The following is a 15,915-nucleotide window of genomic DNA, read 5'->3' on the forward strand; positions in this document are numbered from 1 at the left end:
CCTGTGGACCGCCGACGCTTCCTCAGTACCCTCGCAGCAGCAACTCTGACCGGAACCGCCGCGGTGACCATGGGAACCGCGTGTTCGTCACGTTCGGTCGGGACGGCAATCGCTGCAGCCGACGAACCAACCGACCCCGTCCCTGTCCCGGATCTCCCGCCTGCCTTGTTGCCGCCTCCACCGCCGTCTGCCCGGGTGCCGCTGCCCGCCGGCGGATCGTTGACCGCGTTACCCGGCGGTGGGGATCTGTTTGCCCTGACGGTTGACGACGGAGCCAGCTCCGAAGTCGTGCGCCTCTACACACAGTTCGCAAAAGACACCGGCATCCGTTTGACGTACTTCGTCAACGGGCAATACAACTCGTGGACCGAAAACGCCGGACTTCTCAGACCGCTGGTCGAGAGCGGACAAATTCAGCTCGGCAATCACACCTACTCGCACCCGGATCTGACGTCCGTGTCGAAGCAGCAGATCGCCGACGAGCTGACGAAGAACGGCACGTTCCTTCGCAACACCTACGGCGTGGACGCGGCGCCGTACTTTCGGCCGCCGTACGGAAGGCACAACGCGACAGTCGATTCCGTGGCCGCGAGCGTCGGCTACACCGTGCCCACCCTCTGGTACGGGTCGCTGTCGGATTCTTCGTTGATCACCGAGGAGTACATCCTCCAAATGGCGAACCAGTACTTCAATCCGGGGGCCATCGTGATCGGGCACCTCAACTATCTGCCCGTGACCCACGTGTATCCGCAACTGGTGGACCTAATCCGGAGCCGGAACCTGCGGACCGTCACGCTCAACGACGTCTATCTGAAGCCGTGACGCCGTGGTGACCGCAGCCGACAACGAGGTTCCGGCCGACAACACGGCTCCGTCTGTGAAACAACGCACCGAGTCCTGGCTGCTCGCGGACATCACCGAGGAACCAGCCGGACATCTGGGGCCACACCGGATGGCGCCGAAGAAGGAGAAGCGCCACCCGTGGTGGAAGGTGATGTGTCTGACGGGTGTCGATTACTTCTCCACTCTCGGTTACCAACCCGGTATCGCGGCACTGGCGGCCGGCACGTTGGCTCCCATCGCGACAGTCGTATTGATCCTGCTGACACTCTTCGGCGCTCTACCGGTCTACCGGCGAGTGGCTCGCGAGAGTCCGCATGGCGAGGGTTCGATCGCCATGCTCGAGAAGCTGCTGCCCAAGTGGCGCGGCAAGATCTTCGTTCTCGTGCTTCTCGGCTTCGCAGCCACCGATTTCCTCATCACCATGACGCTCTCGGCTGCCGATGCCACGGCGCACCTCGTCGAGAACCCTTTTGCTCCAACCTTTCTCTCCGGACACACCGTCGCCGTCACCCTGGTTCTGCTCGCGCTCCTCGCTGCGGTCTTCCTCCGCGGATTCACCGAAGCGATCGGTATCGCTGTCGGATTGGTCGCCGTCTACCTCGCCTTGAACGTGGTGGTCATCTCCGTAGGTCTGTGGCACATCGCGACCGCGCCGTCGTTGGTCACCGACTGGACGCGCGCCATGACCACCGAGCACGGAAACCCGGCGATGATGATCCTGATCGCGCTGATCGTCTTCCCGAAGTTGGCTCTCGGTCTGTCCGGCTTCGAAACCGGCGTCGCGGTCATGCCGCAGATCAAGGGCGATCCGCACGACACCGAACAGAATCCACGTGGCCGCATCAAAGGTGCGCGGCGCCTGCTCACCACGGCGGCGCTGATCATGAGCGGATTCCTGCTGACGTCGAGCCTGGTCACCACCATCCTGATCCCAGAAAACGAGTTCCAACCCGGAGGCGCTGCCAACGGTCGCGCGCTTGCCTTTCTCGCCCACGACTATCTGGGTGAGATCTTCGGAACCGTCTACGATCTCAGCACGATCCTGATCCTTTGGTTTGCCGGTGCGTCGGCAATGGCAGGGTTGCTCAATCTTGTTCCGAGGTATCTCCCCCGCTACGGCATGGCGCCGTCGTGGGCCCGCGCCGTGCGTCCGCTGGTCCTCGTGTTCAGCGCCATCGCCATCACTGTCACGATCTACTTCGACGCCGGTGTCGACGCTCAGAGTTCCGCGTACGCAACCGGTGTCCTCGTGCTCATCTCGTCGGCGACCGTCGCCGTTGCACTGTCCGCTCGTAAGCACGGTCAGCGAAAGCTGTTCGTGGGGTTCAGTTTTGTCGCAGTTTTGTTCGTCTACACGACGATCGCGAACATCTTCGAACGTCCAGACGGTGTGAAAGTGGCGTCGTTCTTCATCGCCGCGATCATGGTGGTGTCCTTCCTTTCCCGGATCTCGCGAGCCTTCGAACTACGGGCAACCTCCGTCGAATTCGACGAGACCGCGCTGCAATTCATCGCCGAGGCAGCCGAGAAGGGTTACCTCGCGATGGTGGCGCACGACGTCGACCGTCTCGACGAGGACGAGTATCGGCAGAAGGAATCGCAGCAGCGCGCCGAAAGCAACATCCCGGAGGCGGAGTCGATCATCTTCATCGAAGTCAACGTCACAGACTCCTCCGAATTCAGCACCGACCTTCTCGTCCACGGCCGACAGCGCGGTGAGCACCGGATTCTCTGGGTCGACAGCCCGGCCGTCCCCAACACCATTGCGGCGGTTCTCCTGCGGACGAGGGACATCACCGGCGTGATTCCCGACGTCTACTTCGAGTGGACCGAGGGAAACCCGATCATGTACCTGCTCCGCTTCCTGTTCATCGGTGAGGGCGAAACCGCTCCCGTGACCCGTGAGGTCCTCCGCCGCGCCGAACCCGACCAGTCCCGCCGGCCACACGTCCACGTCGGTTGACGCGGCAAACGATGAGCAGAGGGTTGGTCCAGGCCATGCACCAGGGAAGATCGCACAGAAAGAAGTGCTGCGTGCCTATATTCAGGCGAAACTCGCGGATATCACATCTTGCGTGCGAGGCTCGCCCTGAAACCCATTGCGATGGTGCGGATCTATAGGACGATCGGCCCCCGCTGCACCCACACGTCGAAGCGACTGGCTATCGCAGGTTCGATTCGTCTGTCACCAAGCGATAAAGAACGTATCCAGAAAACACTATTATGGAGACGACGCAGAGTACGAGCATGATATCGAAGAAGATAGTCATGTTTCCCCTCATGGGTTCGACCAGAATCGATTCGTTTATCCCCGCGAAAGTTTCTCCGTGAAAATGTCCTGTTCCGCAGCTCCAATCGTGTGAAGGCGATAGCGCCTCACCACCCGAGGCACGGCTCAGCACTCCTGTGGAGTCGGATATGTGGCGGCATCGTGAGCAGAAGCAATGGGCGAGGTTTCTCCGACAGTCAATCGTTCACCGTTTCGCCGCTTCCTCACAGCCGCGGTGATCAGTTCGGCCGGCTCGTCGGTGACAGCGGTGGCGATGCACACTTGGGGCGCCCACCTCGTCTACAGCCCAACGCGTTCCGGCTTGGACCGCTTCATGCTCGGTCCCGCCGAACACGTCGGCCAGATTCTTCCTGCCGCCCACAGGACGGCGCGCCGCGACAGCAACACCCACCACTAAAGCCAGTGCCGTATAGAGCGCGATCACACCATGAAGGCCACCGCCGATCTACCGGGAGCGCCCGACGCAAACTCCGCTCTTGCAGGGCTCGGCACTGAACAAGTCTCAGCCAACCGACGGCACTTCGGTGATGGCGTCGGCGGTCACGAGCATGTCGATCTCGACGCTGTTGGTTCCGTCGCCATCGGTGACGCGCACAGTTACCCCTGCCAGAGCCATTGGTCGTCGTGCATTTCCGCCCAGAATTTCAATTCAGATAGCGACTTCCATCGAAACTGGTTGTTACACAGTCACTTAAGAAGGAGAACTGACACAACTTGAAAGTTACCGGTGAGATATTTCCACTGTTACCGATCGCCATCCGAGCAAAAAACCACGGGCCATCGGATCCCCGTCGCATGACGAAAGACGTGCGGGCCGATCCACATGATCAACTGTCTGCGCCGCCTCGGATGTCGTCGCGGTGCAGGGACGCGAGTTCGGCGAGGTGAGTTCCGACCCGATCAAGCGGGACACCGACCGTGACGAGATCGCGAGAACCTCGTCCTGCACCTATCCCACCGTATAGGTCGGCAGATGCACACAACGGACTAACGTCGACCACGTCCAGCGCCGTCGTCTCGACAGCAGGACCCACACCACCATCAAATGCCGAGAGCCGCGTGCATGGTGCGATATTGGGTGCCCCTTTCGCCCTTCCGGACTTACCCGTGGACGTGCAGACTCATACAGTTACTGTGGACGCGCAGTCACACTTAGTTTACTGTGGGCACATCTGAGATAGATGCCACAAAGGAGCCCGAAATGCAGTTCCTAACACTTCGTCGCACGCGGCGTAACACGCCATCTGTCCGGTTAACTCCGGGGCGCAATACCGTCAACGAACATCGCGACTACCACGACACTCTGCGCACACTGTCCGAGGCATCCTCGACAGGGCTCCACTTCGAGGCGTTCAAAGACATCGCCTGGAATTCGCCCGAGTTCGCCGCCCCCGCGGACGACCCAAGATGGACACTCCCCGCGGTCGACCCCTTGTCCCACACCGACTGGTACCGCGCGCTCTCACCCCAGGAACAACGGCGGGTTGCCCGGATTCGGCTCGCATCTATAACAAAGACCGGCTCCCAGTTCGAGCAACTGCTCCTTCTCGGCGGTACCCAGTTCTTGATGGGCCTGGCGAACGAGAACCCCGAATTCCGCTACTTCATGCACGAACTCACCGAAGAGACACACCACATCCAGATGTTTCAGGAGTTCACCAACCGGGTGGCTCCGGAGGTCCACGGTGCCCCAACGTGGCTTGTCAAGGCCTTCCCCCTGGTCGGTTCGCTGGGATCGCTGTGGCCCAGTTTCTTCTTTCAGATCATCCTCGCTGGAGAGGAGCCGATCGACCACATCCAGAAGAGCATCATGCGCGGCGGTGGCATTCACCCGCTCACCGACCGCATCATGCAGATCCATCTCGCCGAGGAAGCACGTCACATCGGGTTCGCCCATGCATGGTTGCGCCATCACGCTCCGCGCATGAGCCGATTCAACCGCCTCGCACTCGGCCTCACCACGCCTGTAGTCATGCGCATAGGGTTTTGGTCCATCGTCGTCCCGAGCCGGCAGGACGCGACGTTGCTGGGTATCCCCCGCAATGTTCTGCGCGAGACCTATTCGATGCGCAACCCCGATTTCCGGCGACTCCTTGCAGAGTCCTGCGCAGACGTCCGGAGCCTCGCCGACGCCAACGGAATGCGCACCCGGCTCACCCTCTGGTCCTGGCGGCTTACCGGAACCGACGGCCGGCTGTCGCGTTACCGCAACGAGCCGTCGAGGGCCGCGGCTTGACGATCTGCAACCCGCGACGCAGCTGCCCCTCTCCCACTTCGACAGACAGCTGCGTTACCCACTCACCGCGGTCGAGGCAATGGCGCACAGATATCAGCGCGCCAACCACAGGCCCACACCCGAATCGCCCCATCGAATTGTAGGAAGCACATCCATCGAGGCCGAACCGGCGACATCAGTGCCGGCGAAGACGCAACATTTCCAATGACATAGCGAATTCACTTTTGCTACTACAGGTTTCGGCACAACGTACTGCGAGCGACGTTCAGCACTTCCGCGATTCGGTCATGGATACGCCGTCGCCCTTCATCTTGGTCCGGCAATAGAGTCACAGCCCGACCACGCCGAGCAGAGCTTCTCCTGGATCGACGACGGCAACAACGGCCGCAACGAACAGCAGCGCCATCGCAATGGTCATCACAGCACCGAGCGATCCGAGGGCGACGAACATCCGACAGTGGGCACCGTTGATCGTGTCCGACGACCTGTAGCGTCGGAAGGCGATGCGGGTTCCGGTTGCGACTACAGCGATCACCACGGCGGTAGCGACAATCGCCGCCCAGTTGTAGTGCTCAACCTGTGTGAGCAACTCGAGCAGTGGCGGCCCGGAGTCTCCGCTCTGCACACCGTTCTCGATCAGAGACTGCGCTGTCTGCCCGTCCGCGTTGTCAGCGGAGAGCATCGGAAGCAGCGCGACTACGGGTGCGACCGTCGACTGGATGTTGAGCACAGCCACAAACACCGAAAACAATGACAGCACAGTCGTAGTGGCCGCCGCGACCACGCAACCTACGCCGGCCGTCAGAGATCGCCGCCACAGAGTCGCCGCGAGCAGACCCAGAACCGCGGTCAGCAGCACCGAGATGACGATCTTGATCGCGTGCCACTCGAACCAGTAGTCCACCATCTCCGCCAAGCCGGGAGGATAGGTGCGGACTCCGCTACCCCAGTAGTCGACCAAGCCGCGGCCGAGCAGCACACTCATGACGGATTGATCTTGGAACTGCGGATAGCGTCCGCGTAACAACGCGGCCGGGCCCAAAACGAACGCGGCCACCAATGCCGCTCCGGCGCATGACAACGCAACGATCGACCAGCGGCTTCGGTTGACGGACGTGCTCATTGACGACTCCCTTCCGGGAGAGAGTCAATCAGCAGGTACTCGACTGCACATCCATCTGCAGTACTACATCTGACGAACGAGGTACCAGCTCAGGATTCGATACTCGATCGCCGGCCGCGCCGGACTCTGGCAATCGTCACCGCGGCCAGGATCAACCCTGCAACCGTGATGAAGTCGGATTCGGTCACCCCGCGCGAAGGCCACGCTTTCGGCCGCCGCCGTCGAGGGTAGGACCGCCTTGGTGCTGGCCGTGCTTAGTGGACAATGCGAACATGACGACCTGCGCTCCTGCTCAAACCGTGCACTTTCATCAGAAGCATTACACGGCAGTGGTTTCTGGCGCGAAAGTTTCCACCGTCCGCTGGCGCGAAGACATTCACGAAGGGCCGGCAATTTTCATCTTCGATAAATCACCCGACCGCCCGCCCCCTTTCAGGACAGGTCACCGCTGTAGAAACGTACGATCTCGCTCATCTGTCGCCGCTAGCAGCCCGCCAGCCACCCGGCACCGACATGACGAATTTCGCAAGACAACTCCGGGTCAACTACTACCCCGAGATGCCTGAAGACGCTGTTGTTCAGGTGGTCGTCATAGCCACCGGTCACCACGGGGATTCGTCACTGCCCCCGACGTAGTGCAACCGAACTCAGCCATCGAAAACGTCTGTTGTACTTCCGTGTGCGTCGAGGTCTGCACTGCCGGCGCCGATCAGGTAGTTGCGGCCAATTCTGGCTGGGTTGATCGGTCCAGGCGCGCTGGCACTCGTCCGGGGTCAGCGTTGTCGTGGATCCTCTGCGACAGGGCCGCCTTCGTTTTCCCACCGATCCAGTGCGCGTTTTTCCTGCTTGGCGGCGGTGTCTTTGCGTGATCCGAGTGATTTTACGGTCTTGAGTAGTTCTGTGAGTCGGCCCATGACCGGACCATACTCGACTTTCCGGCGAAGCTGACCCAGGGTTGGACGTATCTCCATCTGAGATGCCATAGGAGACTTCGACGGCGTCGACAACCGCGAAACCCTCCGCCCCGCCCTGCTTGCACTACCCGCACGAGAACGCACGATCCGGGTGCAGGGCGGCGAATTGCCAGCGCGGGCCAACTCGGAGTGCGATTTCGGGACCGAAATGTTCGCGGCCAAACCGCGAGCACAACGGCGGCGACGCTTCGCACGACATCGCCGCGTCGTTCGGCGAGAACACTGGACCTAGGCCGGGAAAATCGGGTGCTTCAGCCGTCGCGATAGGGATAGGTTGTGGTGCGTGAGCGCACAAGTGATCATTCTGACCGGCCCACCAGGGGCAGGGAAGTCGACCCTCGCCGCGAAACTTGCCCGCGGTTACAGCAAAGGCGTTCATCTGCACACAGACGACTTCTGGCACTGCATCGTTTCGGGCGCGATACCTCCGTACGAGCCCACGTCCGATGCGCAGAACCAGACTGTCATGGATGTGATCGCCGGCGCCGCCTATACCTATGCTCGCGGCGACTTCACCACGGTGATCGACGGAATCATCGGGCCGTGGATGCTCCCCCACTTCCGAACACACGCGACACAGCACCCGAACTTGGCGGTCCACTACATCGTGCTCCGGCCGCAGCGCGACATCACGCTGAAGCGAGCCCAAGCCCGAACCGCGCCAAGCGCCTTGATCGACGAGGGGCCAATCCTCTCGATGTGGGATCAGTTCTCCGACCTCGGCGAGCTCGATGATCATGTACTGGACACGTCGGGCGACGAGGAAGAACAGAGTGCCCAACAAGTGGCAGCGGCCATTCGCGACGACCGTTTCCGACTCTTTGCACAGTAGCGGCTCAATCCGCCGGAAACCGTCTTGTTGCAGGCCATCTCGCGGGCCATACGAGGCATACCAGCCAGGGACCCTTCAACCGGAGTGGAAAGCCCTCTTTGGTTCGCCGACTGCGGTCTCGGCTTTCGCTGTCAGTCTCAGAATCGGCCGTGAACTGTTGAGACCAAGGCTGTTTCTGAGGCACCGGAGGATGAGACATGTTCCCTTATGTGGCTGAGAAAATGAGTGCAGATCACCAGCTAACCCTCGTCCGCCGACAGAAAACGGTTCCGGAGCGAAATCGATTTCAACAGTTGTCGAATCGACAGCGTGTCCGAGAAACCCGTCTCACCTTGTGGGGAGTTCATTGAACAGGTCTGACAATTCTGATTCGGGCATTTCATGGCCGCGGGCGGCCTCGCGTGATCCAGTGACCGCAGCTCAGGAACCGCCGTCCATCCTCGGTGGTGTCGAATCCTTCTGTGAGGGCGCGGAATGCGATGCCGCGACCGCCGAGTGTGTGGACGGTGCCGATGACGTGGCGGACACCGCTTCTGTTTGGGCGACGAATACCGATTCGAGTATGTTGCAACCGAACCGACCTACACACGATCTACCGGTGAATTTTGTCGAGTTGACACTATCGAAGGATGACACTTGGTTTTCGAATCCGGCCACCCGATGATGATTGCCCTCGACATTGACGGCACCCTGCACGTCGCGGAAGACACGAATCCGCTCGCGCACGAAACGATCAGCATCGCAGTGAGATCGGCTGTGCGGGCAGCTGTTCGATCCGGAGCCCACGTCGTGCTGTGTACCGGCAGAATCGCCCCCGCCACACGACCGTTCCTACTCGAGCTCGACATCATGACGGGGTTCGCGATCTGTTCCAACGGGGCCGTGCTGATCGATGCCGCAACCGGGAAAATCGCGGAGCAAGTGGTCTTCGATTTACGCACTCCCATCGCGGTACTACGCGAACAACTACCCGGCGCGATCTTCGTAGCCGAGAACCCGGGCATCGGGGTCAGAGCAACCGGCCGTGTCGACGACGCGGATATGCACCATGGCGAGGTCGAGCTGGTCGATATCGACAAACTTGCGACCACGCCGACCACCCGACGGGCGATCCACTGGCCTGGACGCAGTGGGCAGGAGCTGACCGAAGTCTTGTCTGCTCTCGATCTCCCCGGCATTCGAAGCCTGTGCTACGAAGACGAACCACTGGCCGACTTGACCGCAGCCGGCGTAAGCAAGGCTGCGATGCTGGAAAGGCTGCGCATCGACCTGGGCGTCGCCGCAACACGGACCCTAGCCGTCGGTGACGGCATCAACGATCTGGAAATGCTGGACTGGGCCGCTCACGGCGTGGCCATGGGTCACGCACCCGCTTCTGTGCTTGCCGCAGCCGACCAGATCTGCCCACCAGGCACCGAGGACGGTCTTGCCACCGCATTGTCGACATGGTTGCGATAGAACATCTGGGCTGTGCGCGGCGCGTCGTGGACGCCTTGGATCTCGGTCATCAGATCGTCGAAACGGAACATCGGCGCTGGGCGGTCGTCCCAGACCCGCTTGAGTGCGCCGGGTTTCATCTGCTCGAAGCCGACAGCCAATGCGCATTCGACGGTGCCGCTGGCGACGGCTTGGCGTGCGAGGAAAAGGGCCGAAGATCCTGTGGCGCCCTGACATCCAGCGGTGGAACATGTCTTGGACGTAATGGGTGAAGCACTCATTCTCGTACCCATCGCGTTCGTCAGTGCGGGTGTCACGAAAATGCGTGTGGGAGAGCCTGTTTCGATCATTATGATGCCTTCCCTCGAATCGGTAGAGTCGCCCCCTGTCACCATGTCGAGTACTTCTGTCAACTTCGCAATGCCAAACAACCGTCCCGGGCTCAGCACCATATCGGGCGTGCTCGACTACAGTCCCCTACATGGGACGGACCTGCGGAGTCGGACATGTGGCGGCATCGTGAGTAGAAGCGATGAGTGAGGTTTCTCCGGCCGTCAATCGTTCATCATTTCGCCGCTTCCTCACGGCCGCGGTGATCAGTTCGGCCGGCTCGTCGGTGACAGCGGTGGCGATGCCCATTTTGGTAGTGCAGCTTCTAGACGCGACGCCCTTCGAAGTCGGTATGGTGAACGCGGCTCAGTTGATTCCTTATGCGGTGCTCGGGTTGTTCGCGGGGGTTTACGTCGATCGGTGGCGGCGCAAGCCAATCCTAGTGTGGGCCAGCATCGGTCGAGCGGTAGCACTCGGCACTGTTCCGCTTCTGTGGCTCGCCGGCCTTCTGCACATCTGGGTCCTGGTCATCGCGTTGCTGTTGTTCGGCTCCTTCTCGGTGTTCGGCTTCGCTGCGATGCAGTCCTTGTTACCCCGGCTGGTTCCACGCAGCCAACTGGTGAAAGCAAACGCTCGACTCGACCAAGCCGACGCAGCAGCAACGACATTGGGGCCAACGGTCGGGGGCGCACTCGTAGGCCTGCTCGGCGCTCCCGTGGTGATTGCCGTCGACGCAATCAGCTATCTCGCTGATGCCGCACTCAATTCCGGTCTCGACGTAGACGAGCCGCGACCCGCTTCTCGCTCCCGCAACCTGATGAACGAAGTGCGTGAGGGTCTGAGATTCACCTACCGTCACCGCCTCTCAACCCACTCGCAATATCGACACACGTGTGGTTCCTCGCCAACGGAGCCGCGTTGACTGTGCTGTCTCTCTTCGCCCTCCGCTCACTCGGGTTCAGCGCCTACACATACGGCTTGCTTCTGACGACGTTCGGTGTCGCAAGCCTCCTCGGAGCGTCCAGTGCACATGCGATCGGCACGCGAATCGGACCAGGGCGAACGGTCATCCTCGCCCGCTCGCTGTATCCCCTCACCTGGCTTCTCGTTACCTTCGCGACCGACACAATTGTTGGCCATCTCCTGCTCTTCGCAGCTCTTGGCCTGCAAGGCTTGGCGGCAGGCGCGGAGAACGCGAACGAGATGGGCTATTGGCAAGCACACACCCCCGATGAGCTTCTCGGGCGCGTGAATGCCGCCCGGCGTTCCGTCAACCGCACCATGGCCGCCCTCGGCGCCGTGACAGCAGGCCTGTTGGTCGGCGCGATCGGCGAACGCCCCACCCTGATCGGCGTCACCATCGTGTTCGCCATCGCAGCAGGCACACTGGCGTTCTCGCCGCTGCGACACTCGGCGCGGGATCTCTGACCTCGGCGTTCAGCGCAGGTCTACCTCCGCGGCGGCCAAGTTCTCTGACAGCGTGTAATTCCTAGGAGCGTCCGTTCCAGGTGCAGGTCATGTTGACACTCGCAGACAGCATCCACGCATGCACGTCGACATCGAGGGTGCCACCCGGATCGCCCGCCTCGCCGCAGAATTCGACTGGACCTGGGCCGGCGACGACCTGGAACCATTCTGCGCACAGGCTGGATGGGACCTCGTCGAACTCAGGCATGCTGGCGGCTCGATTCGGACGAACTTTCATGTCAGCCGGCCGACGGCGAACATGTTCGGGCGGCAACACAGAATGGATTCGATCTCGATCTTAGTCACGGACGTGGCAGATGATGCTACGCCCATGACCGTGGTGCGTCCGTTGCTGGTCGAAGGATTCACGAACCTCGATGTGGCACTAACTGCACTCCTGGGGACAGCCACGAGCGCCGAACCTGAGGCAACTATCCGGTGGGATCTGCCGAAAGCGGTCATCACACTGAACCGGGGTGTCAGTGCGATCCACCTGCATCTGAAGAGTCCGGGATATCAGGCATGGGCGGATGAGCCCGAACCGGAGTACGAGGACGAGGACTAGCGATCGAGGTCATCTCCTGACCAGGTTCAGTCGAATTTTGTTGCCAGGAAGAATATTTCAGCAGAACGGTCAAAGTCGGTTCGCCTGGTGCATCGCACTGTGGCTGGAATGGATCGATGCCGTCGACGGCCTCCGAGCAGTCGAATTCTTCCTGAAGACCGACGAGGTGGGGCGGTGCACACGTATGCGCGGATAGGGTGGCTGTAGCGATATTTCCGTGCTGTACCTCCAGTCCGCTGAACCACACCCCTGGCAGCCCACTGAATTCAGCTTCCTGTGTACCCAAGCGATCCGTAACGTCGAAGTCAATCGCTCGGACGCTGTACGTGTCTAGATCCGCGGCCCCCAGGACATGCGATGTTGAGGTCTATGGTTATTGACGCGCCTCGCTCCCGATGTTCGGTGACGGTCCAACCTGCGGCGGGGGCAAGAGCCTCGACGCCATAGCTGCAACGCTCGGCTTCGGCAGATCCTCGGTCAGCCGCGCACTCCTGACGGTGCTGAGAAGATGAAAAGTGGGTCGGACAGGCTCTCACGAAACGCATGATTCACCTACGGCTGGAAGAGATTCCGGACGAAGGAGAGGCTTTCGGGGAGCGCTGCCCGCATCGTCTCGATATGACCGTTCGGATATGTGCGGAATGTAACTGGCTGGCGGTTGGCGGCGAGTTCGGCCGCGAGCTTCAAAGCCAGCGGTGCCGGCACCATCTCGTCCGTCAGCCCCTGTCCGAGGAACACTGGCCGGTCGTACCCGGTCGTCGGGATCTCCAGCATGCCGCGAGCAGCAGCCAGCACCGCGGGATCGTCGAGGGGCCGGTTCACCAGATCGCCGATCGTGACGTCGCCGAGGCCCGATGCCATGTCCTGGTAGCAGTCGGTTTCGGCTCGGGCCAGGGCATCCGTGCCGCGTGGTGTCAGGTAGCGATCGATGTCGAGATCGGGTCGCGCCGCCCGGAGTCCGGCCAAGAGGTACGAGACGAACACGGTACTGCCGGTCAGTGGCAAGCGGGGAAAGTCCGGCCCCACGAGTGGTGCAAGGTTCTCCAGATTGGACGGCGCCCCGGTCGCGACCGCGCCCCGATAGTCCAATTCGGGTGCGTACCGTGTGGCGATCGCTGCCGTGACCATAGCGGCCTGCCCGCCCTGAGACTGTCCGAGTGCCAACCACCGCGGTGAGAGCGACGGTTCGACCGCACGCGCGGCACGCACCATGTCGATCACGCTGTGCGCCGCCGACGGTCCGTCCAGGTACGCGTGGATTCCCGGCGTGCCGAGTCCCACGTAGTCGGTCGCGACGATCGCGTAGCCCTGCGAGAGCCAGTTCGTGAGGTATGGACTGCCGACGGTCCCGGTCACGGTGGGAGCGCACTGGTCGGAAATACCTACAGTGCCGTGAGCCCACGAGATGACCGGCCAACCGCCTTCGGGTGGATCGCCGGGGGGCAGGAAGAGCGCGCCCGTACTCAAAGCGGGCCGGTTCAGCGGTCCCGTGGACCAGTACGTGAGCTTTGATGCGTTGGCGGCGCCGGGAATCCAGAAGGAGTGCGGCAGGGAAGTTGCCGCGGTCACTGTGCCCGGCGTCGTGATTGGCGACGGTTCCTGCGCGTGGACGGGCGCGGTCGAAACGGCCGCGGAGGCGAGCGCGATCACCATCAATACTTGGCCGAGCCGTCGTCGGATCATTGCACCGCTCCCCGGGTTCATCCGCGTGTACGCCGACTACCATTCTGCGCGATCCGGAGGTGTCGGTATGCCGGTTCGACTACCTTCGGGTGCCGCTCCTGCAGTCGAGGGGCCAGCGGACTGTGCGCGACGAAGAACTTCAAGCCGAGGTCAGCCGTGTGCATACCGAGAATTATTCGGTCTACGGTGCACACAAGGTGTGGCTGGAAATGCGTAGTGAGGGCATTGATGCGGCACGGTGCACGATTGATGGTTGTCTTCGGGCTCGAATGCGCACGAAGAGGCATGCCCAAGGGCTACCTCGAGCATGATCGGTCCGTCGACGTTGAGCCAGTGAGGTGGGACTTTGATGCGAGGGTGCTCGAGGCTGCGGTTGGCGAGCGCTTCGCGGCGTTCGAGGCAGGGCAGGTGGTCGTCGACGTGCCGTCGATGTCGAACTACCTACCGATTCGTTCGACGCGCCACGGGGGGATATCCCGCCGCGGCCTGACCTTGATCGCACGAAATTTGTATCCGTCCTGGTCGATGACCGGCTCCCATTCGAAGTCGACCTGCTCTCCGACGACGAGAGCGCTGATCCCTCCGCCGATGCTGAAACTGTCGCCCGGCCGAGCGTTGATGACTTCGTCGGGGTGTAGGGCGCTGTAGAAGGTCCAACAACCGCCCGGAGTGTCCGCGGAGTCGATGACTCCCCAGCCTTCCTCACCATTCCACGTGGTGACGACACCGATCGCTGGGGTGCCGATCGGGGGCGCGATCGTATCGTCGAGGTCGGTGATGTCTAGATCGGTGACCTCGTGAACGGTGCCGTCGGGATCGATATCCCAAGCCCTGAAACCGGGCGGTCCCGGCGGCGTGTGGTCCTCGCCGACTGGCCACGCCTGCACGGTGTGAAAGTCGTAACCGACTGCCGGCTCGTCGAGTTGATTCCACTCGAACTCGACTTCCTGACCTTCGACCAAACCCGGGAACCCGTGGACCACTACAGATGTCCATGAGGTCCAGCTACCGCCCGGAGTGTCTGCGGAGTCGATCACGCCCTGCATACCCCCCACGTCCCAACTACGTACCACTCCTCGGCTCGTCATGACCTCAGTATGTCCAAGACCACGGTGGCTAATGAGCGGAACCCGAAAGCCTGTCCAGAACGGGCGGAACTGGGGTAACGAATCTGTGGGGCACTTGATCACCTATGCAACCCGGGACCAAAATTGTTTTCCTGCAACATTTCTGAATTTCTTAACGCGGTTCTTTTCGGGAAGTTCGAGAGGGTGATCACGTTGGGTATAAGCATTTTTTCGATGCACACGGTCATCGAAAAATCCGAACGCGTGAACGACCAGGAAGGCGAATAGACATTCACCAACATAGGCCCGAGGCAGTGGCGAGCATGTTGACCACGACCAGTGTCGACGATACGACCGACAGTGTCGCGAGCACGGCCGCAGTCACGGTGCGGAGACGAAGCGCGCAGACGACGAATGCCCCAGACCATACGGACAACGTCGCGATCACCAGCCATCCGCCACCGGCCATGTCGCGTTCCGCAGGTCCGTCACAGCTCGTGTCGATTGAATCCCACAGACCGAACAACACCAAGGTCGCCGCCACGAGCGTCCAGACCAATGCAAGGAACAACACGCCGATCTTCCGCCAGATGGTCACATCCTGAGCCTGCACGCGCAGCGACACCCGCGAATCCGTACAACTACTCAACGTCGACCGCGGAACTGGTCTCTGCGCACTTTTTCGCAGCGAGCGCCCTATTAACGACCTTGGTGTTCGTTTTGAGCTTGCTGGTGATGGCGATGGTTGCGCTGTCGACGTTCGCAGGGAAGATCCCGACGAGGTTTTCGATGATCCGTGCTTGCAGTGTGAGGTCTCGTTGCACGGCGAAGGAAGGTCCGAAGGCGCCGGTGGCGATCGCGAGCCCGAGCGAGCAAAGCGCCTAGCTGGATACGGGCCGACCAGAGAAGAAGGTCAGTCACGATCGGGTCTTTTCCTAATTGGTGTGTAGAAGCACGGACCGACGGAGCGGTAACGCTCACGCTGCTCTGCTGTTTCTGCGGGTGCACTGCCCGGCGGACTCCAGGGTTTTCCCGGCGCATGCGACGCCTTCTGGAAGAGAGGCAGCG

The 15,915-nt window shown here is 61.4% G+C and carries 16 protein-coding genes and 1 pseudogene; 10 read left to right on the top strand and 7 right to left on the bottom strand.

From position 1 onward, the window contains the following. Positions 1-3: 3 nt before the first annotated feature. From QRN54_RS02685 to QRN54_RS02700, 4 genes are all read left to right on the top strand, one after another. A complete protein-coding gene (locus QRN54_RS02685) occupies positions 4-822 on the top strand; it encodes a polysaccharide deacetylase family protein (protein WP_064075731.1) in 819 nt (272 codons plus the stop codon). Positions 823-826: 4 nt separating this feature from the next. After that, a complete protein-coding gene (locus QRN54_RS02690) occupies positions 827-2,806 on the top strand; it encodes an amino acid permease (RefSeq protein WP_285181540.1) in 1,980 nt (659 codons plus the stop codon). Between the two features lie 481 nt (positions 2,807-3,287). After that, on the top strand, positions 3,288-3,530 hold the full coding sequence (locus tag QRN54_RS02695; protein ID WP_003941172.1) for a hypothetical protein: 243 nt from the start codon (positions 3,288-3,290) through the stop codon (positions 3,528-3,530). Positions 3,531-4,334: 804 nt separating this feature from the next. Further along, positions 4,335-5,369, top strand: a complete 1,035-nt coding sequence (locus QRN54_RS02700; RefSeq protein WP_065456187.1) for an AurF N-oxygenase family protein — start codon at positions 4,335-4,337, stop codon at positions 5,367-5,369. Between the two features lie 328 nt (positions 5,370-5,697). Here the strand turns inward: QRN54_RS02700 and QRN54_RS02705 are convergent, their stop codons facing one another. After that, positions 5,698-6,492, bottom strand: coding sequence for a hypothetical protein (locus tag QRN54_RS02705; protein ID WP_021333806.1), 795 nt, complete (start codon positions 6,490-6,492; stop codon positions 5,698-5,700). 773 nt (positions 6,493-7,265) lie between these two features. Further along, positions 7,266-7,406 (bottom strand): hypothetical protein, encoded by a 141-nt coding sequence (locus QRN54_RS02710; RefSeq protein WP_156888902.1) that lies wholly within the window; start codon positions 7,404-7,406, stop codon positions 7,266-7,268. Positions 7,407-7,749: 343 nt separating this feature from the next. On the opposite strand from QRN54_RS02710, the gene QRN54_RS02715 reads away from it, so the two are divergent. Both QRN54_RS02715 and QRN54_RS02720 read left to right on the top strand, forming a co-directional pair. Next, positions 7,750-8,298 carry an AAA family ATPase gene (locus tag QRN54_RS02715; protein ID WP_021333803.1) on the top strand — a complete coding sequence of 183 codons (549 nt, stop codon included), beginning with the start codon at positions 7,750-7,752 and terminating at the stop codon, positions 8,296-8,298. A 636-nt stretch (positions 8,299-8,934) separates the two neighbouring features. Next, entirely contained in the window at positions 8,935-9,756 is an 822-nt protein-coding gene (locus tag QRN54_RS02720; RefSeq protein WP_285181541.1) for an HAD-IIB family hydrolase, read from the top strand. On the opposite strand, the pseudogene QRN54_RS02725 reads toward QRN54_RS02720, so the two are convergent. Beyond that, a pseudogene (locus QRN54_RS02725) lies at positions 9,756-9,962 on the bottom strand (lipid-transfer protein); the annotation flags it as partial. The gene QRN54_RS02720 and the pseudogene QRN54_RS02725 overlap by 1 nt on opposite strands. Before the next feature lie 305 nt (positions 9,963-10,267). Here QRN54_RS02725 and QRN54_RS02730 point away from each other — a divergent pair. Next, positions 10,268-10,987: an MFS transporter gene (locus QRN54_RS02730; RefSeq protein WP_285181542.1), complete on the top strand. Its 720-nt coding sequence runs from the start codon at positions 10,268-10,270 to the stop codon at positions 10,985-10,987. Positions 10,988-10,989: 2 nt separating this feature from the next. After that, positions 10,990-11,493: an MFS transporter gene (locus QRN54_RS02735; RefSeq protein ID WP_285181548.1), complete on the top strand. Its 504-nt coding sequence runs from the start codon at positions 10,990-10,992 to the stop codon at positions 11,491-11,493. Positions 11,494-11,554: 61 nt separating this feature from the next. Here QRN54_RS02735 and QRN54_RS02740 read toward each other — a convergent pair whose 3' ends face one another. Then, positions 11,555-11,740 (bottom strand): hypothetical protein, encoded by a 186-nt coding sequence (locus QRN54_RS02740; protein ID WP_230793181.1) that lies wholly within the window; start codon positions 11,738-11,740, stop codon positions 11,555-11,557. On the opposite strand from QRN54_RS02740, the gene QRN54_RS02745 reads away from it, so the two are divergent. Further along, positions 11,690-12,097 (top strand): DUF6301 family protein, encoded by a 408-nt coding sequence (locus tag QRN54_RS02745; RefSeq protein WP_232330045.1) that lies wholly within the window; start codon positions 11,690-11,692, stop codon positions 12,095-12,097. The two genes, QRN54_RS02740 and QRN54_RS02745, sit on opposite strands and share 51 nt — an antisense overlap. Before the next feature lie 552 nt (positions 12,098-12,649). Here the strand turns inward: QRN54_RS02745 and QRN54_RS02750 are convergent. Further along, complete coding sequence (locus QRN54_RS02750) at positions 12,650-13,780, bottom strand: lipase family protein (RefSeq protein ID WP_285181543.1); 1,131 nt, start codon at positions 13,778-13,780, stop codon at positions 12,650-12,652. Between the two features lie 158 nt (positions 13,781-13,938). Between QRN54_RS02750 and QRN54_RS33575 the strand changes: the two genes are divergently transcribed. Continuing rightward, positions 13,939-14,091: a hypothetical protein gene (locus QRN54_RS33575; protein ID WP_350318868.1), complete on the top strand. Its 153-nt coding sequence runs from the start codon at positions 13,939-13,941 to the stop codon at positions 14,089-14,091. 126 nt (positions 14,092-14,217) lie between these two features. Here QRN54_RS33575 and QRN54_RS02755 read toward each other — a convergent pair whose 3' ends face one another. Together QRN54_RS02755 and QRN54_RS02760 are read right to left on the bottom strand one after the other, a co-directional pair. After that, entirely contained in the window at positions 14,218-14,868 is a 651-nt protein-coding gene (locus tag QRN54_RS02755; RefSeq protein WP_230793171.1) for a hypothetical protein, read from the bottom strand. Between the two features lie 271 nt (positions 14,869-15,139). Next, entirely contained in the window at positions 15,140-15,472 is a 333-nt protein-coding gene (locus tag QRN54_RS02760) for a hypothetical protein (RefSeq protein ID WP_065456196.1), read from the bottom strand. Positions 15,473-15,915 lie beyond the last annotated feature (443 nt).

It is taken from the genome of Rhodococcus sp. MEB032, assembly GCF_030208925.1.
GTDB lineage: Bacteria > Actinomycetota > Actinomycetes > Mycobacteriales > Mycobacteriaceae > Rhodococcus_F > Rhodococcus_F qingshengii.